Below are 14,146 nucleotides of genomic sequence, written 5' to 3'. Positions count from 1 at the left end.
TCATCTTAATGTTAACGCAATAAATGTATATAAAACAATTGATTAGGTTGATGTGCTTAAACTTGGTAATTGCCCTCAACCTAAAATTAATTTGGAATAAACTTAACGGTTTGACTGATTTTTAGGCATTGAAAGGGATGATTGATTATCATAATCCTTCAAGTACCGTCCATAGTGACGAAATAGCATTTCAGGTCCTTTATGACCCATTTGTGTAGCAAGCCAGAAAAGATTTATGCCGCGACTTATTAGGCGAGTGGCAAAGGTATGACGTGTCTGGTATGGATTCCGATATCTTACACCCGCCTTCTTAAGTGTCGGAACCCAAGCTTTTTTCCTGATTGCATCAGCATTAGCCCATGCCTTTCCTGTCTTAGGATCCTCGAAGATAGTTTCATCTTTCATGAAAGTGAACAGTTTCTGGCTGGCTAGAGCTGCCAATGCCTCTTCTGTCAGTTCTACTTTCCTCGTACCGGCTTTTGTTTTTGTTCCTTTGATGACGCCAACTACACTGGCATTTTGAACGTGTGCAGTCTTCCCTACAAAGTCGATATCACGCCAACGAAGAGCACACAATTCGGAACTACGCAGCCCAGTTTGTATCGCGAACCGGAAAAGATTCTCCCACTGCTTATTGCCAGCAGCAGAGAGCAAAGCATCAACTTCTGCTGGTGATAGCGGATCAACCACATAACTACTTTCTGCCTCTGATTTATCACTTTGGTATCGTGAGGCGGTTACCAGTGATACAGGGTTAATCGGAAGCACACCATCCGTCACCGCTTCATCCAAAGCTGAGCGTAGGAAGGAAAGTTGGTTTCGGATAGTCTTCAATGTTGTTTTCTGGCTCTGGATCCATGTTTTCAATGCGGCCGGCGTCAACTCACTAGCGGGAAAAATATGAAGTGATGACAGCGCGCTTCGGCACTTCTTATATCCGCCAATTGTTGAAGGGGATAGTTTCCTCGTTTCGCATATCACCAGATACTCGTCCAGGTACATCTTCACCGTTTTGCCTGCGGCAGCGTAGCCGAAAATTTTTAACCGGGTAGAACGGGGAAAGTATTCCGCATAAACAAATGTTCCCCTTTCGATCTTGTTGTGGATTTCGCCGAGTGTGCGCTCGGCGTATTTGATGTTTTTAGGGATTACGTCCAGATTAGAAAGGGGCTCACGGCATTTAACCCCTTTATAAGTGAAAGTAATATTGATGGTTTCGCCGTTGCGGTGTTTCCTGATGGTTACGCCGCGCGGGAGCTTAGGCGATTCTGTCGTGCCCATTTTGCAACCTCACTAAGATCAATCCATCTTTCCTTAACGCCGTCGACCTTTAGCACCTGAACCCCTTCACGCCATACTCCACGTTGCACACGTTTGTTGATGGCATCCGGGGTTTCGCCAGTCTCTTTGCAATAAGTTGAGATGGGAACACAATCGAGGCTCAGCATATATTTCTCCATTACCCCGGCTGCACCCGGGGATAATTTTAGCTGTTGCTGGTGGTTGGGATTAGTTTCTGCCAAATCGCTGAAACATATTTCGCCTGGTGGCGGGCATCAGCCAGTGCGTTATGTGCAACCCCATCGAATGGCATATCTCGCTTTGGATCGAAACCCACAACTCTGCCTAATGTGACGATGGTTCTGACGTCGTGATCGTTCCAAAATTGCCACGGACAAACCTGGCCGGCGCGCTCATATGCGCCGCGCAATATAACGTTGTCGAAAGTAGCTCCATTGCCCCAAACCTTTAAATATTTTGGGTTATCAGAATGCCGATTAATGAAATGGCTCAGTTCAGATAGGGCAGACGATATCGGCATCGCATCATCCACACAGATTGCTGATCGTGCTTCTGAGCTTTGTCTTAACCACCACAGAATAGTGTCACCATCTGGCACCGCTCCCTGCTCCATAGCGCTTTCAAGGTTAACGGCGGTGTAAAACTCCTGACCCAATTCACCGCTTTGCGGATCGAAGAATACGGCACCAATGGAGACGATAGGGGCATTCGGTTTTTTGCCCATAGACTCAAGGTCGATCATTAAATTGTTCACGTTAAATATTCTCCTGTTTTGGTGCTGCTTTAAGCATTGCGGCGCGGCAGGCGTTCCATCCCCTGACTTCAGCGATTGCAGCTACAGCGTCTATGGCATGCATTTTCGACGCTTCTGGCATCGGTTTTTCATCCGGCACTACTGGCGCTGGCTGCGGGGCGGACCAGAGCTTATTGACGCCATCCGGCAGATTATTAAAATCAAACGTACAGCCCGGAATCCTGCCAGCCTGAATCCAGTCGTCTCCGTCAACCTCGATGAAAAATACTGGCTCTGCGTTCCTCGATGCTAGCACCTCATCAATCACATTCAACATATCAGCGAGAATGTAAGCTCTGTTCCCGCCGTTTGAGTACTGGGTATCATGCTGCAGGTGTTCGCGTATCTGGTGCAGGCGATCGAGTGATAAAGGACCAAGCGCCGGGTGGATTGTGCTTTTAGTCATTCCATGCCTCCAGCTCGTTCTGGATTTCCTCGTCGACTTCGTCATTGGTGGCGTCTTCGTTCAGGTAGTCGCGCGCCTCTTTGAGATACTGTTCACGGTGTTCGTGGTACCAGGCAGAGAACTCCGGCGACCATCCGCGATTAGCCCCCTGAAAATCTACCATCGCGTTATCCTCTGCCATACGGTCGACCATGGAATAAGCGGTTGTCATGGCGCATTCCCGGATGTAACTGCGAAGGTGGTGCTTACGCCAGTACGGACTGTGTTTTGAGTCGCAGCGGCTTTTAAATTCGACAGTCCAGCGACGGATGCAACGTGCGTTCAGTGATTTACTCATTGTGCTGCTCCCTGTCTGGCTCTATTCAATAGCTGGTTAAACATCATGGTTAGGCTGTTACTGCACCCAAACGGCATATCGTTAACACGGTATGTTGGAATGCCCTTGCGAACACCTGACTTCACGATCCGGCCGGTGCCATAGAGTTGCGATAATGCGCCAGCGACCGCGGGTGTCTTTTTGTTCATACCTTTGGCGATTTCACCGCTGGTGGTATTCGGATGAGACTGGAGATATTCAAATACGGTCATGGCGTTTTACCTTTACGTTCCTGTTCCAATTGCACCAGAGACTCTTTTAATGCTGCGAACGTAGCTTCCAGTCTGGTGGCGACTTCGCGCATAAGCGGTGCATGCTTCGGTGGCAGTTCAGCAACGGAGGCAAAAGCCTCCGCAACGAGTTCTTTTACCTTCATGCGGCGCATTGGCGCAGCTCCACCAGTTCGTTAAAGCGGTTCATGAACAGGCCATAGGCTTGACCAGGACGGAGAGGGATAACCTGAACGAGATCAGAGCAGGGAATACCTTCGAGAATTTCCCACTTCGAACCGTCATCGATTTCCAGATCACGGCGCTCGGTAGCTAACATGGTTAGATCGGCATATTTCACGACAGCAGCTTGTTCAAGAGAGATACCGAATTTAAAGCGGATAAGCCCATCAATATAAGTTTCCATACGCTGGTAGTCAGGCAGCAAGGCTTTGAGCGGGGCTGGAATATCCTGGCAATATGCCTCCGCAGCGTCGTGCATCAGCGCTTCAAAGGCGAACTCTGGCGGCACAATCTGGCTTACAAGCACAGAGTGCTGGGCTACGCTGTAGAACTCTGGCAGATGCCCAGCGAATCGACAGATGTTGGAAAGAGCAGTCGCGATATCCTCAACATCGATATCGTCGATTGTGGCGGTCAGGTAGTTAAATTTTTTACCGGATAATGTCTGAATGTAGCTCATGGTTTTCTCCATATTAGCGCGCTGCACCGCGCAGATTTTGGTTGCACGAATCCCTCGCCGGGTGGCGATAATTAATGGAATTACGCTTCAATAAATCCCCGCGGCGCCGGGGATTTAATGCAGAGCAATTAGGCTTTAAAGTTACCGATGAAAGTTTCCACTGATTCACCGTCGAACTTGCTGATCAGCAAATCGCGGAATTCGTTGGCGATCTCTTCTTCCTGGGCTTCAAGTTGGACGATGCGCAGAACAAAGCAGGGTTCATCGCTGGTAAGCAGGCTGTTACGCAAGCTAAAGCGACGTTCGCCCAGGCCTTCATACGGTACACATTTGAACTCGAACGCCACCGGCATTACGTCTTTGCTGCTTGCTTCGACGCTTTGCATGAGCGATCTTTTACCCGCGAAATCGCCAGTTTCATGATCCTGCTGGGTTGCCTGTTGGATAGTGATACGACGAACAGCTTGAGCAGCCTGAGAAATCTGCATTGTCTTACCATCAGCATCAAACGCCAGCAGGTAATCGCTCCAGTCTTCCAGCCATTCAGCGATTTGTTTTTGCTTCAGACGTTGGCCATCGATCTGCAGTAACGCGCGGAACGGGGCGGTTTTTTTCAGGGTGATTGAAGCAACGTTATCAGCGTGACCGGGATTATCCAGGGTGCCGATGTTGAACACTGAACGGGCGGTCATGTTGTCAGCGTCAATGAAGCAACGAGCTGGCTCACTGTCGCTGGCGTAACCTTTAGAATAACGTGTGAAGTCGTCAATACTGGTTGTGGTCATTGCGCCACGAAAGCGGAAACGCTCCAGAGAAAAGCGCTCGAGGCTTTCAACGCCAGTACCCTCTGGCAGTAATGCGGTCGGGCAAGCCAGGCCATGAATATCATTCAGGTGATAACCGGAAAGAACCAGGTCTTTGACCTGCTTGAAGGTACCGCTGTCTAACTGAGACATAAAAATTCCTTAAAGATAGATGTAGAAAAACTGAAACTATGGGCTATCAAGCGCGGCTTATTTCGCCGCACGTAACTTTCCGTCCGGATCCCCGCCGAGGGTAAACAAGTTGCCCTGGTCTTCCTGCAGGATGGTGAGCTTCCCGCCTTTGTTGACCCACATCGGGGTTTCGGTTGTGTCCTCCTCGGAGGCTTTACCACGCGGTGTCGGGGTGCTGTAGTTCAGCTTGTGCTTGATCTTGACGCGCTTCTCTTCAACGGAATTACCCATGCGCTCAAAATCAAATGTGAGGACTACTTTGCCTTTGTTGCCGTTATTCAGAACGCCAAGCGCGGTGGTATTAAGTGCTGCCGCGATTTTGTTCATGAACACGCCGGCATCCAGTTCGCCAAGAAAATCTGGCACTACGGTCATGCGGTCATTACTCATGGTTTTACCCTCGTTAAGGCGGCTGCCACCGCCGAACTTTCTCCATACACAACAGAGAAGGGCACCTGCATTGGTCGGCGGCTTGCAGAGACCGCTTTCTTTTTGCCCGGGTGGATTGGGTTATGAGCCCGTCGCCCGGTGATGCCCTTTTCTGTTGTGCCCTGAAAAAGGCTGGCGGTTACCGGGCAAGTGGGAAAACACCGGGCCGCCAGAACAGGGAGTTACTTGTTATTGCTTTGGCCTGCTTTTAACCACATCAAGCGCGGTGGTAGGTATCTTCGGGCGGGGCGCTGGCGACCAACCAGCTACAACCCCTACGGTATTTACACTCCACGCCGTGGGTTAACGGCTCCGTATCGTGGCTGAGTTTCTGTTGCTGGTGGTCAAGCCAGCTTCGCAACCCCTCCCGAAGACACCTGTCAGCGAATCATCCGGTTATTCATACGCCACCGGCGGCTACTTCGTGGGCGTCCTGCCTGTTCGCTATGGAGTAGACAATAAAATTAAATTGCGAATAACGCAAGTAAATAATTGCGAATTGCGCAATATTAGGAGCATAAAAAAACCGCCATAAAGGCGGTTTCAACATTGATATGTAGCGTCAGGCGTGACGTTTGAATGATTGAGATTGGCTTATCATTACTTTCCCGAAGATGTAAAAACGGTGTTCGTTGGTCTTGTCCACGGACCATTCTCTATATTTTGGGTTATCCGATATCACCAACAACTTATCAGGTATCATCTGTAATCGTTTGACGTAAATTTTATCATCAAAACCAAATACATAGATTCCATCGCCATCGAACTCATGAATAGAGATATCAACGAAGAGAAGATCACCAGGCTCGATCGTCTCAGCCATACTGTCGCCTCGAACGTTGATTACCTTTACTTGATCTGCCGTTCTTCCGCCGAACATCGCTAGCGCACGTTCATTGTTGTATTCGATTGACCTGATGACATCAATGATGTCACTGCCTTGAATAAAGCCGCCACCAGCACTGGCACTAACATCAAGAATCTCCACTCTAAACACAGATCCATCTCCAGAATGTGGGTTACTACCACTGTATTCACATACAGTAGTTTTATTTCCACCTGGAGTAAATAGATCAGCAACGCTAACGCCTAAAGCTTGAGCATATTTGCTAAGTGATTGTTCAGTAAATGACTTCTGCTTGCCAGTTTCTACACGCGAGATGTTAGCTCCGTCGACACCAACGGCTTCAGCAAGATCAGCGATTTTTAGACCCTTCGCAGTGCGAAGTTCTCTTATGCGGTTTCCTATGTTCATGCGTCTATTACATGTTTTTTTTGCGTGATGTGCAAAGCAACTTGCGCAAGTCGTATGTTCCAATTAATATGCGTTTTACGCAATTAAAGGAGGGTATATGCAATCACCGTTACGAATCTTGCGTAAATCGCAAGGTATGACTCTTTCCTATGTAGCAAAAGGGGTTGATATCGACCCGGGAAATCTAAGTCGGATAGAGCGAGGGCAGCAAATTGCTTCCTTGGATATTGCTGAACGCCTAGTCCGTTTCTTCTCAGGAAAAATCAATGAGCTAGAAATCCTTTATCCACATCGCTATTCGAACTGTACAGGCGCGAGTACAGACATAAAACCACAGGAATAAGGGGTTAACCGTGGGTAACGAACCTATTTGGAAAGTCGAACGTCAGCCAGCCTGGCTGGTGGCGGCGATAAAAAAAACGATCACCGATCTTTCTGGTGGTTATGCCGAGGCGGCGGAATGGTTGGGCGTGACAGAGAACGCATTGTTCAACCGCCTTCGTGTTGACGGAGACCAAATCTTCCCGCTGGGCTGGGCAATGGTTTTACAACGTGCTGGTGGTTCAACTCATATTGCTGATGCCGTTGCGCGCCATTCTCAGGGCGTATTTGTACCGCTGGCAGACGTTGATGATCTGGATAACGCCGATATAAACCAGCGCCTGATGGAGTCCATTGAATGGATAGGTCGTCATTCTAATTTTGTACGTAAAGCCACGGCTGATGGGGTAATTGACGCAGATGAGCGTGCTCAGATTGAGGAAAACAGCTATCAGGTTATCGCGAAGTTCCAGGAGCACGTAACGCTTCTTTATCGAGTTTTTTGTGTCGCTGAAAAGAGTGACGCCCGCGAGTGTGCAGCTCCGGGCGCCTTGGCGAACAACTCTTCGAGTATGGAGAAATAATCCGCATGAGCAGTTTAACGGCTTTTAACCGTCTACCGCAACTAAGGATGATCCCGGTTTCGGGTACTCCGTTGTTTCGGTATGAACGCAGATTATCAAACCGCTGGGTTCCGTGTAACCACAGTAGGACGGTTTCAATTGTGGGGGTCTACAACCGGAGGGAAAAACGCCTGTGCGCGAACTTAACCGAAGGTTCAAAGACCACCGCGGAGTGCCAGTCCGTGTTATTCGCTGGGAGCCAGAAACACAGCGCGTTATCTATCTGCGTGATGGCTACCCGCACGAATGCTTCAGCCCACTTGAGCAGTTCAGGCGGAAATTCAGGGAAATGAATAAATCGAGTAGTGTAAGCAATGAGAATCACTACCTAAATCAACCTGAAGGAAAAGACCATGACTGAAGCAGATATCGTTTTTGATTACAAATTTAACAGCCCATTACATCGTTTAATTATGTTGTTTATCCAAGTAAGCGGAAGTGGTGATGGGGGTAAAGAAAAGCTTATTTCTGATAAGAGATTTACAGACGTGTGCTGTTGCAGCTCAGCAGATTTTATAAGCGCTATCAATTACCTGACCGAAAACGGCTTTCTTTTGAGGAAAAATTACGGGATGCAGTTCGGTGAGTCTACCAGCGGTTATGTCATTACTGTGCCGGATTGGTTAAGGAAGGAACCATGGGAACATTGATTCAGTTACTTGATCGTCCAATTGCTTACAACCCGGCTTTTGCCAAGCTGAGAGTTGGCAAAGTTAAAGCTGGCCCGGTTGCGGCTGTTTTTCTTTCGCAGATGGTCTACTGGCATAACCGTATGGATGGCGGCTGGATGTATAAGACCCAGGCAGACATTGCCAGCGAGACTGCATTAACCCGTGATGAACAGGAAACGGCTCGCAAACGTCTGATACAGCTTGGCGTTCTGGAAGAAGATCGCCGTGGTGTCCCAGCAACGATGCACTACCGCATTAATCCTGAACGCCTGGAAGCGCTGCTGCTCGAAACTACGCAGTCAGTGAAGAAGGCCGTACCTCAGAACAAAACCAGATTGCGGAACATCCAGAATGTGGAAATGCCGCAATCTGGATTGGTGCAGTCCCGCAAACTAGATTGCGGTGATTCCGCAAACAAGAATGTGGAAACCCCGCAAACAAGTATGGGACAACCCAACGAACAAGCCTGCGGGGATCCCACAAACTTTCATACAGGAGATTACACAGAGAATACTCAGGAGAGTACACAGGATAAAAAAACTTCTTGTCCGGTTGCGCAGCAACCAGACCCTGAAGTTGTGATTACCGACCAGGCAATTTTGGTTCTGACCCATTTGAACCAGATCAGCGGATCCCGGTATCAGAAATCAAAAACATCCCTGGAGAACATCCGCGCCCGACTGCGTGAGGGATACAGCGTTGCAGACCTGCAACTGGTTATCGACCTGAAGCATGAGCACTGGCACGAGAACGACGAGCAGTATCAGTACATGCGGCCGGAAACGCTGTTTGGCCCGAAGAAGTTCGAGAGCTATCTGCAAAGCGCTACCCGCTGGGAGCAGAAGGGACGGCCTAAACGCGCTGACTGGGGGGCGAAAAAGCGCGATGTGATGGCATTTGGTCCGGTTGATACAACGATTCCAGAGGGGTTCAGAGGATGACGTTAAACAAATATTGCCAGTCTCTGGCGGCACTACGTAGCCAACCAGCCCACGAATTGAAAGAAGTTGGCGATCAGTGGCGAACACCGGATCTGCTTTTTTGGGGGATCAACGCGCTATTTGGTCCATTAGTTCTGGACTTGTTTGCTGACGCCGACAACGCGAAATGCCCAGCATGGTACACCGCCGAAGATAACGCGCTGACGCAGGACTGGTCTGAACGTCTGGCAGAACTGGGTGGCGCTGGCTATGGCAACCCACCGTATAGCCGTTCGCAGTACCATGAGAAACAGGCGATCACTGGTATGACGCACATCATGAAATACGCAGCAGCCCAGCGCGAGAAGGGCGGTCGCTATGTATTCCTCATAAAAGCCGCGCCGAGTGAAACGTGGTGGCCGGAAGATGCCGATCACATTGTATTCATTCGCGGACGCATTGGGTTCGATCTGCCTGTGTGGTTTGTACCTGCTGACGAAAAACAGAAACCCACCAGCGCGTTTTTTGCCGGTGCTATAGCTGTCTTCGATAAGTCATGGCGTGGCGAGCGTTTCAGCTACATCAGCCGTACCGAACTGGAGGAAAAAGGAAAGGCGTTCATGTCACTGGTCGAATTTGCCGCGGGAAAGGTTCATCCACCAGCCACCACGGTTCCAGAGCAAGAAGAACCCATTGTAGCGCCAGCAGTATTACCTGATGTGGATTCGCGTATCTGGCCGCTTGAGGTTGGTCTGGTGTTCAACCAGGTTGAGGGGGCGGATTCTCTGGATGCATCGCAGCAGAACAAGCTGAAAGCGAACATTAACCAGCTGTGGCTGGAGCGCATGCCAACCAGCGAAATCATTACTACTGCTGGTGGACTGGTCAGCGGCATGCGGCGGGAGGTTGCATGAGACTGGTACTCCCGTTCCCTCCGAGCGTGAACACTTACTGGCGCGCCCCTAACAAGGGGCCGCTGGCCGGTCGTCACCTCATTAGCGCTGATGGCCGTAAATACCAGAGCGCTGCCTGCGTGGCGATCATTGAGCAATTACGACGTCTCCCGAAGCCATCGACTGAACTGGCCGCGGTAGAAATCACTCTGTACCCGCCGGATGCGCGCCGCCGGGATATCGATAATTACAACAAAGCCCTGTTTGACGCGCTGACACATGCGGGTGTCTGGGAAGACGACAGCCAGATTAAGCGCATGCTGGTGGAATGGGGACCCGTTGTGCCGAAAGGTCGGGTAGAGATAACGATCAGCAGATATGAACCGGCGGGTGCAGCCGCCTGATATGGAGAAAAGTATGAGCCAGTTAATCGTGAATGGTGTTGTAACAATGTCCAGCCGTGATATTGCGGATCTGGTTCAGAGTAAACACAGTGACGTGAAACGCTCGGCTGAGCGTCTTGTTGCTGCGGGAATTTTAACCGCGCCGTTGGCGCAGTTCGATTTTGAGCATAACGGTAATGTTTACCAGGAGTATCGTTTTAACAAACGCGACTCTCTGGTGATTGTTGCCAGACTGTCACCTGAATTTACCGCCGCGGTTGTCGATCGCTGGCAGGAACTGGAAGAAGGGCAGAGTGTCAGTATTCCCCGCTCATTGCCGGAAGCGCTTCGACTTGCTGCTGATTTAGCCGAGCAGAAAGAGCAACTGACCATCCAGCTGGCAGCCGCGGCGCCAAAAGTGGAGTTTGTTGATCGTTATTGCTCTGCAAAAGGCTCCATGTCATTCCGGCAGGTAGCCAAATTGCTTAACGCAAAAGAAACTGAGTTTCGTCTGTTCCTTATTGAACGCAATATTCTGTATCGCCTCGGCGGCACACTTACCCCCATGGCGCAGCACATTTCCGTGGGAAGATTTGAAGTTAAGACGGGAACATCGAGCACATCCAATCACGCATTCAGCCAGACGCGCTTCACTGCCAAGGGAGTACGCTGGATTGGTGGTTTGTGGGCTGAACATATTGCAGGGGGGCAGGCGGCGTGAGGGCTTTGTTAACTCCTGAAGTCGCCCATCGCATGGGGATTGTGTTGTTTCGTCCCGGCGCGGAACTGATGCACCTCTTTATGCGCGGTCGCGTTCTGCTCGAGCCTGAACCAGAAGAAATGGCGTCATTCAGTACAGGAGCTGTTCCCGCCGCCATTCAGCCGCTGGCTGATGATCCGGTAATGCGGCAGGTCTTCGGGAATGAGCGGGTTATTCAGCGTGCCGGAGGGCTTCCTTCCCTTGAACAATGGTTGAGTAATCGGTTTGAATGCCAGTGGCCACATTCATCGTGGCACGACAAGAACTTCACAACAATGCGGCACCCACCAGGAAGTATTCGCCTGTGCTGGCAATGCGATCACACTTTGTCGGGGCAGCATACCGAACAGCTTGCAGGTATAGCGGCAGGAAACCTGGTATCCTGGATTCTGGAAGTCATTCGGCGTGATTCTGGTTTTCCCGAGTCGCATATTCTGACGCTTCCGGAACTGTGCTGGTGGATGGTCAGAAACGACCTGGCTGATGTTATTCCGGAAATCGTTGCGCACAAGGGGCTACGCCTTCCGGATGAGAAGCTCCGCTCTGTCATGAGGGAAAGCGACATAGTGCCTTCCTCGTCAGCAACCAGCCTCGTGCAGGAGAAGGCGAAGAAGATCCTCACGCTCTCTGTTGATCCGGAGTCGCCAGAGTCTTTTATGCTCAGGCCAAAACGTCGCCGCTGGATAAATGAGACGTACACCCGCTGGGTTAAAACACAACCCTGTGAGTGTTGCCGACGGCCAGCAGATGATCCGCACCATATCGTAGGGCACGGTATGGGGGGGACAGCAACAAAAGCCCATGACCTCTTCGTGATCCCTCTGTGCAGAGAGTGCCACGACGAGTTACACGCCGATGTACCGGCATTCGAGCAGAAGCATGGTACGCAGCTTGAGCTGCTACTGCGTTTTATGGATCGGGTTCTGGCGATAGGCGTAATTGCGACAGCTTAAGAAGTATGGAGACCGTATGAATCTGGACAATGTTTTAAAGTTTTTTGCGCCTAAAGGCATGCACATCTCAGATACCAGCAGAGCGACAGCAAGTGAACAACTTACTGTGACTGATGTAATGGCTGCACTGGGGATGACTCAGGCTGATGCAGGCATCGGGCTGGCTATGTTTCTGGGTAAAGCTGGTATCAGCAGCCAGGACAGGGAGGCGTCAATAGCTTGGCTAACGGAGTACGCGAAAGAGCATGCGCCCATGGCGATTCGCAAAGCATCAGGGAAAAAGTTTCTCCTCTGCATGCGTATCCTTGCCCGGTTTGCCTATAACGATTATTCATCATCAGCAGCTGATAGCGTGGCATGCCCAAAATGTAGTGGTAAAGGGTTGCTTACAACCACTAAAACCGTGACGAAAAGCCATTACACAATGCGTTTACCGCAATGGGCAAAAGATCTTAAGCAATCACCTTCTGACTTTGAGGTGAAGCGTGAAGTAACAGACATCAATCAAGCGTTATGCCCTCGATGTCACGGTACCGGAAAGTTAAGTAAGCGTTGTCAGTGTGGTGGAACAGGCAAGACGGTTGACCGTAAAGCGACAGAAATTCAGGGTGTACCAGTTTACAAAGAGTGTAGGCGTTGCGAAGGGCGCGGGTACAGCAGGCCAAAATCCTCGGTTGCCTATCGCGGTATCTTCTCGGAGTTACCGAGCCTGCCTGACCGTACCTGGCGTTATAGCTGGAAACCATTTTATGAAAGCCTGGTGACGAAGTGTTTTCAGGAGGAGAGCTATACGAACTCTCAATTAAATCGAGTTACTAAAAGTGATGATTTCATGAATATCGCGTAATTTGACGTCACAATGTTTGCAATGTTGCCATTTTTGTGTATATTTGACACTAATAATGGGCATTGTATGTTCAATGTTAGGAAACCCGCCATTCAGCGGGTTTTTTGCTATGATACTTCCAACATTTTTTTCTGGGGGTTTTATGGCTTGGCAAGGAATTCCATTTAAATTTATCGGCGAAAATTATAATTCGTTGGATTTAGCTGTTAATAAAATACCGGATATAGTATTAAAGAGTGACCCAGATTACACGACGGTTATTATTACTGGTGTTGTTTCTCTCGTTGCAGGTATTATACCAGCAGGCATTGCTATATACACATTCGTCAAAAACACTAGAACAATTAAAGATGAGCGTGTTGCTCAGCAATCTTTTTTAAAAGCTGAACGTGAAGAGCAGCAACGATTTTTACAAGAAGAAAGGGCATCTCAAGTATCTTCAATGGAAAAAGACAGGGAAACTCAGAGAGATATAGCTGAGCAAAATTTTAACATGCAAGTATTATCTGCAAACCGGCAGGCGTGGATAAATACTCTTAGAGATTTACTTTCAGAATATATGGCATTGGCGCCTGATCTGCTTAGAGTGCAATATGAATTTAATAATCGCGTCAATGAACATAATCTCAAATCATCAAATATAAAGAAAGTTTTCGCAGTGCATGATAAAGTAGAAGAGCAATCGCAGTTAGCAAATGCGAGTATGCGGCTTAATACTGCAATAGAAATACTAAACTCTAAAAAAGAAAAAGAACGTTTGTTAAAAGCGAAAATTAAATTGATGTTGAATCCCTCAGAAAATTGGTATGCACAGATAACAACTATATTTAATCGTGTTACTATTATAAATAATTCTCTAAACAGAACGAGAATGGATTCTTTTGAAGAAAAAAACGTCGAAATGATCGATGCAGTTGAAGAATTAGTTACGTTCTCACAAAAATTGTTAAAGTATGAATGGGAACGGGTAAAAAAGGGTGTGTGATTAATTTTTGTACCACGCCGATGTATAGGGACTTATCCACATCTAGGCTGCCATTCGGCGGCCTTTTTCATTTCAAGCTTACGGGAATCATCCGCTACGTGCTTTGTTGATAAATCCAGCCCGTAAAGCCTGACCCTTTAATCACACATAACACCTTCCGAAAAATCGGAGGTAGGGCTATGACCAGAATGAGCACCATATACAGCAGACTTTCATATGGAACAGGAGCCACGCTGACCGGCTGCGGTGTATCAGCGAAGGCATATGCCGAAACAGCTAAAACAGCAAAAGAGGTGTCCTGGATGTTGGCCGACAGAATTGC

22 protein-coding genes and 1 pseudogene are annotated in these 14,146 nt (G+C 49.0%); 12 read left to right on the top strand and 11 right to left on the bottom strand.

The genetic code is table 11. The annotated features are described in order from the left end of the window. Positions 1-102 precede the first annotated feature (102 nt). The 11 genes from OGY67_RS12630 to OGY67_RS12580 form a co-directional block, all read right to left on the bottom strand. Positions 103-1,281, bottom strand: coding sequence for a site-specific integrase (locus OGY67_RS12630; protein ID WP_286574022.1), 1,179 nt, complete (start codon positions 1,279-1,281; stop codon positions 103-105). After that, the gene (locus OGY67_RS12625; RefSeq protein ID WP_024135505.1) at positions 1,242-1,448 is read right to left on the bottom strand and encodes a hypothetical protein; all 207 of its coding nucleotides are present in this window, start codon (positions 1,446-1,448) and stop codon (positions 1,242-1,244) included. The genes OGY67_RS12630 and OGY67_RS12625 overlap by 40 nt, the downstream gene beginning before the upstream one ends. Before the next feature lie 38 nt (positions 1,449-1,486). After that, the gene (locus tag OGY67_RS12620) at positions 1,487-2,056 is read right to left on the bottom strand and encodes a 3'-5' exonuclease (protein WP_065554929.1); all 570 of its coding nucleotides are present in this window, start codon (positions 2,054-2,056) and stop codon (positions 1,487-1,489) included. A 1-nt stretch (position 2,057) separates the two neighbouring features. Further along, entirely contained in the window at positions 2,058-2,501 is a 444-nt protein-coding gene (locus OGY67_RS12615; RefSeq protein ID WP_286574021.1) for a hypothetical protein, read from the bottom strand. Further along, positions 2,494-2,838, bottom strand: a complete 345-nt coding sequence (locus tag OGY67_RS12610) for a hypothetical protein (protein ID WP_286574020.1) — start codon at positions 2,836-2,838, stop codon at positions 2,494-2,496. Before OGY67_RS12610 ends, OGY67_RS12615 begins: the two co-directional genes overlap by 8 nt. Further along, positions 2,835-3,089, bottom strand: coding sequence for a hypothetical protein (locus OGY67_RS12605; RefSeq protein ID WP_249457593.1), 255 nt, complete (start codon positions 3,087-3,089; stop codon positions 2,835-2,837). The genes OGY67_RS12610 and OGY67_RS12605 overlap by 4 nt, the downstream gene beginning before the upstream one ends. Further along, positions 3,086-3,262: a hypothetical protein gene (locus tag OGY67_RS12600; RefSeq protein ID WP_001253787.1), complete on the bottom strand. Its 177-nt coding sequence runs from the start codon at positions 3,260-3,262 to the stop codon at positions 3,086-3,088. Before OGY67_RS12600 ends, OGY67_RS12605 begins: the two co-directional genes overlap by 4 nt. Continuing rightward, complete coding sequence (locus OGY67_RS12595; RefSeq protein ID WP_046669975.1) at positions 3,250-3,789, bottom strand: hypothetical protein; 540 nt, start codon at positions 3,787-3,789, stop codon at positions 3,250-3,252. The genes OGY67_RS12600 and OGY67_RS12595 overlap by 13 nt, the downstream gene beginning before the upstream one ends. A gap of 128 nt (positions 3,790-3,917) precedes the next feature. After that, entirely contained in the window at positions 3,918-4,745 is an 828-nt protein-coding gene (locus OGY67_RS12590; RefSeq protein ID WP_275182851.1) for a YfdQ family protein, read from the bottom strand. A gap of 57 nt (positions 4,746-4,802) precedes the next feature. After that, a complete protein-coding gene (locus tag OGY67_RS12585) occupies positions 4,803-5,174 on the bottom strand; it encodes a YfdP family phage-associated protein (protein WP_044691226.1) in 372 nt (123 codons plus the stop codon). A 601-nt stretch (positions 5,175-5,775) separates the two neighbouring features. Further along, complete coding sequence (locus OGY67_RS12580; RefSeq protein WP_060854491.1) at positions 5,776-6,468, bottom strand: XRE family transcriptional regulator; 693 nt, start codon at positions 6,466-6,468, stop codon at positions 5,776-5,778. Positions 6,469-6,565: 97 nt separating this feature from the next. Here OGY67_RS12580 and OGY67_RS12575 point away from each other — a divergent pair, with 97 nt between their 5' ends. The 12 genes and pseudogenes from OGY67_RS12575 to OGY67_RS23720 form a co-directional block, all read left to right on the top strand. After that, positions 6,566-6,811 (top strand): helix-turn-helix domain-containing protein, encoded by a 246-nt coding sequence (locus OGY67_RS12575; RefSeq protein ID WP_061381731.1) that lies wholly within the window; start codon positions 6,566-6,568, stop codon positions 6,809-6,811. A 10-nt stretch (positions 6,812-6,821) separates the two neighbouring features. Beyond that, complete coding sequence (locus tag OGY67_RS12570) at positions 6,822-7,373, top strand: YmfL family putative regulatory protein (protein ID WP_227408914.1); 552 nt, start codon at positions 6,822-6,824, stop codon at positions 7,371-7,373. Positions 7,374-7,545: 172 nt separating this feature from the next. Continuing rightward, entirely contained in the window at positions 7,546-7,773 is a 228-nt protein-coding gene (locus OGY67_RS12565) for a DUF4222 domain-containing protein (protein ID WP_286574019.1), read from the top strand. After that, the gene (locus OGY67_RS12560; protein WP_286574018.1) at positions 7,766-8,062 is read left to right on the top strand and encodes a hypothetical protein; all 297 of its coding nucleotides are present in this window, start codon (positions 7,766-7,768) and stop codon (positions 8,060-8,062) included. The genes OGY67_RS12565 and OGY67_RS12560 overlap by 8 nt, the downstream gene beginning before the upstream one ends. Further along, entirely contained in the window at positions 8,050-9,024 is a 975-nt protein-coding gene (locus OGY67_RS12555) for a conserved phage C-terminal domain-containing protein (protein ID WP_286574017.1), read from the top strand. Before OGY67_RS12560 ends, OGY67_RS12555 begins: the two co-directional genes overlap by 13 nt. Beyond that, the gene (locus OGY67_RS12550; RefSeq protein ID WP_286574016.1) at positions 9,021-9,917 is read left to right on the top strand and encodes a phage N-6-adenine-methyltransferase; all 897 of its coding nucleotides are present in this window, start codon (positions 9,021-9,023) and stop codon (positions 9,915-9,917) included. The genes OGY67_RS12555 and OGY67_RS12550 overlap by 4 nt, the downstream gene beginning before the upstream one ends. Continuing rightward, positions 9,914-10,300, top strand: coding sequence for a RusA family crossover junction endodeoxyribonuclease (locus OGY67_RS12545; protein ID WP_174332470.1), 387 nt, complete (start codon positions 9,914-9,916; stop codon positions 10,298-10,300). Before OGY67_RS12550 ends, OGY67_RS12545 begins: the two co-directional genes overlap by 4 nt. A 13-nt stretch (positions 10,301-10,313) precedes the next feature. After that, complete coding sequence (locus OGY67_RS12540; protein WP_286574015.1) at positions 10,314-11,000, top strand: phage antirepressor KilAC domain-containing protein; 687 nt, start codon at positions 10,314-10,316, stop codon at positions 10,998-11,000. Next, complete coding sequence (locus tag OGY67_RS12535) at positions 10,997-11,992, top strand: DUF968 domain-containing protein (protein ID WP_286574014.1); 996 nt, start codon at positions 10,997-10,999, stop codon at positions 11,990-11,992. Before OGY67_RS12540 ends, OGY67_RS12535 begins: the two co-directional genes overlap by 4 nt. 16 nt (positions 11,993-12,008) lie before the next feature. Continuing rightward, positions 12,009-12,839: an antitermination protein gene (locus OGY67_RS12530; protein WP_286574013.1), complete on the top strand. Its 831-nt coding sequence runs from the start codon at positions 12,009-12,011 to the stop codon at positions 12,837-12,839. Between the two features lie 142 nt (positions 12,840-12,981). After that, positions 12,982-13,824: a hypothetical protein gene (locus tag OGY67_RS12525; protein WP_286574012.1), complete on the top strand. Its 843-nt coding sequence runs from the start codon at positions 12,982-12,984 to the stop codon at positions 13,822-13,824. Between the two features lie 179 nt (positions 13,825-14,003). Continuing rightward, positions 14,004-14,146: pseudogene (locus OGY67_RS23720) on the top strand (holin); the annotation flags it as partial.

Origin of the sequence: Citrobacter sp. Cpo015 (genome assembly GCF_030333035.1) — a bacterium.
Lineage (GTDB): Bacteria > Pseudomonadota > Gammaproteobacteria > Enterobacterales > Enterobacteriaceae > Citrobacter > Citrobacter portucalensis.
This window is presented reverse-complemented; position numbering and strand designations above follow the sequence as displayed.

What these genes read in the sequence shown, in the direction of transcription:
- OGY67_RS12625 (WP_024135505.1), bottom strand. Translation starts at nt 1,448, where the DNA reads ATGCTGAGCCTCGATTGTGTTCCCATCTCAACTTATTGCAAAGAGACT.
- OGY67_RS12580 (WP_060854491.1), bottom strand. Translation starts at nt 6,468, where the DNA reads ATGAACATAGGAAACCGCATAAGAGAACTTCGCACTGCGAAGGGTCTA.
- OGY67_RS12615 (WP_286574021.1), bottom strand. Translation starts at nt 2,501, where the DNA reads ATGACTAAAAGCACAATCCACCCGGCGCTTGGTCCTTTATCACTCGAT.
- OGY67_RS12560 (WP_286574018.1), top strand. Translation starts at nt 7,766, where the DNA reads ATGACTGAAGCAGATATCGTTTTTGATTACAAATTTAACAGCCCATTA.
- OGY67_RS12605 (WP_249457593.1), bottom strand. Translation starts at nt 3,089, where the DNA reads ATGACCGTATTTGAATATCTCCAGTCTCATCCGAATACCACCAGCGGT.
- OGY67_RS12610 (WP_286574020.1), bottom strand. Translation starts at nt 2,838, where the DNA reads ATGAGTAAATCACTGAACGCACGTTGCATCCGTCGCTGGACTGTCGAA.
- OGY67_RS12590 (WP_275182851.1), bottom strand. Translation starts at nt 4,745, where the DNA reads ATGTCTCAGTTAGACAGCGGTACCTTCAAGCAGGTCAAAGACCTGGTT.
- OGY67_RS12595 (WP_046669975.1), bottom strand. Translation starts at nt 3,789, where the DNA reads ATGAGCTACATTCAGACATTATCCGGTAAAAAATTTAACTACCTGACC.
- OGY67_RS12550 (WP_286574016.1), top strand. Translation starts at nt 9,021, where the DNA reads ATGACGTTAAACAAATATTGCCAGTCTCTGGCGGCACTACGTAGCCAA.
- OGY67_RS12575 (WP_061381731.1), top strand. Translation starts at nt 6,566, where the DNA reads ATGCAATCACCGTTACGAATCTTGCGTAAATCGCAAGGTATGACTCTT.
- OGY67_RS12555 (WP_286574017.1), top strand. Translation starts at nt 8,050, where the DNA reads ATGGGAACATTGATTCAGTTACTTGATCGTCCAATTGCTTACAACCCG.
- OGY67_RS12630 (WP_286574022.1), bottom strand. Translation starts at nt 1,281, where the DNA reads ATGGGCACGACAGAATCGCCTAAGCTCCCGCGCGGCGTAACCATCAGG.
- OGY67_RS12525 (WP_286574012.1), top strand. Translation starts at nt 12,982, where the DNA reads ATGGCTTGGCAAGGAATTCCATTTAAATTTATCGGCGAAAATTATAAT.
- OGY67_RS12540 (WP_286574015.1), top strand. Translation starts at nt 10,314, where the DNA reads ATGAGCCAGTTAATCGTGAATGGTGTTGTAACAATGTCCAGCCGTGAT.
- OGY67_RS12600 (WP_001253787.1), bottom strand. Translation starts at nt 3,262, where the DNA reads ATGCGCCGCATGAAGGTAAAAGAACTCGTTGCGGAGGCTTTTGCCTCC.
- OGY67_RS12585 (WP_044691226.1), bottom strand. Translation starts at nt 5,174, where the DNA reads ATGAGTAATGACCGCATGACCGTAGTGCCAGATTTTCTTGGCGAACTG.
- OGY67_RS12545 (WP_174332470.1), top strand. Translation starts at nt 9,914, where the DNA reads ATGAGACTGGTACTCCCGTTCCCTCCGAGCGTGAACACTTACTGGCGC.
- OGY67_RS12530 (WP_286574013.1), top strand. Translation starts at nt 12,009, where the DNA reads ATGAATCTGGACAATGTTTTAAAGTTTTTTGCGCCTAAAGGCATGCAC.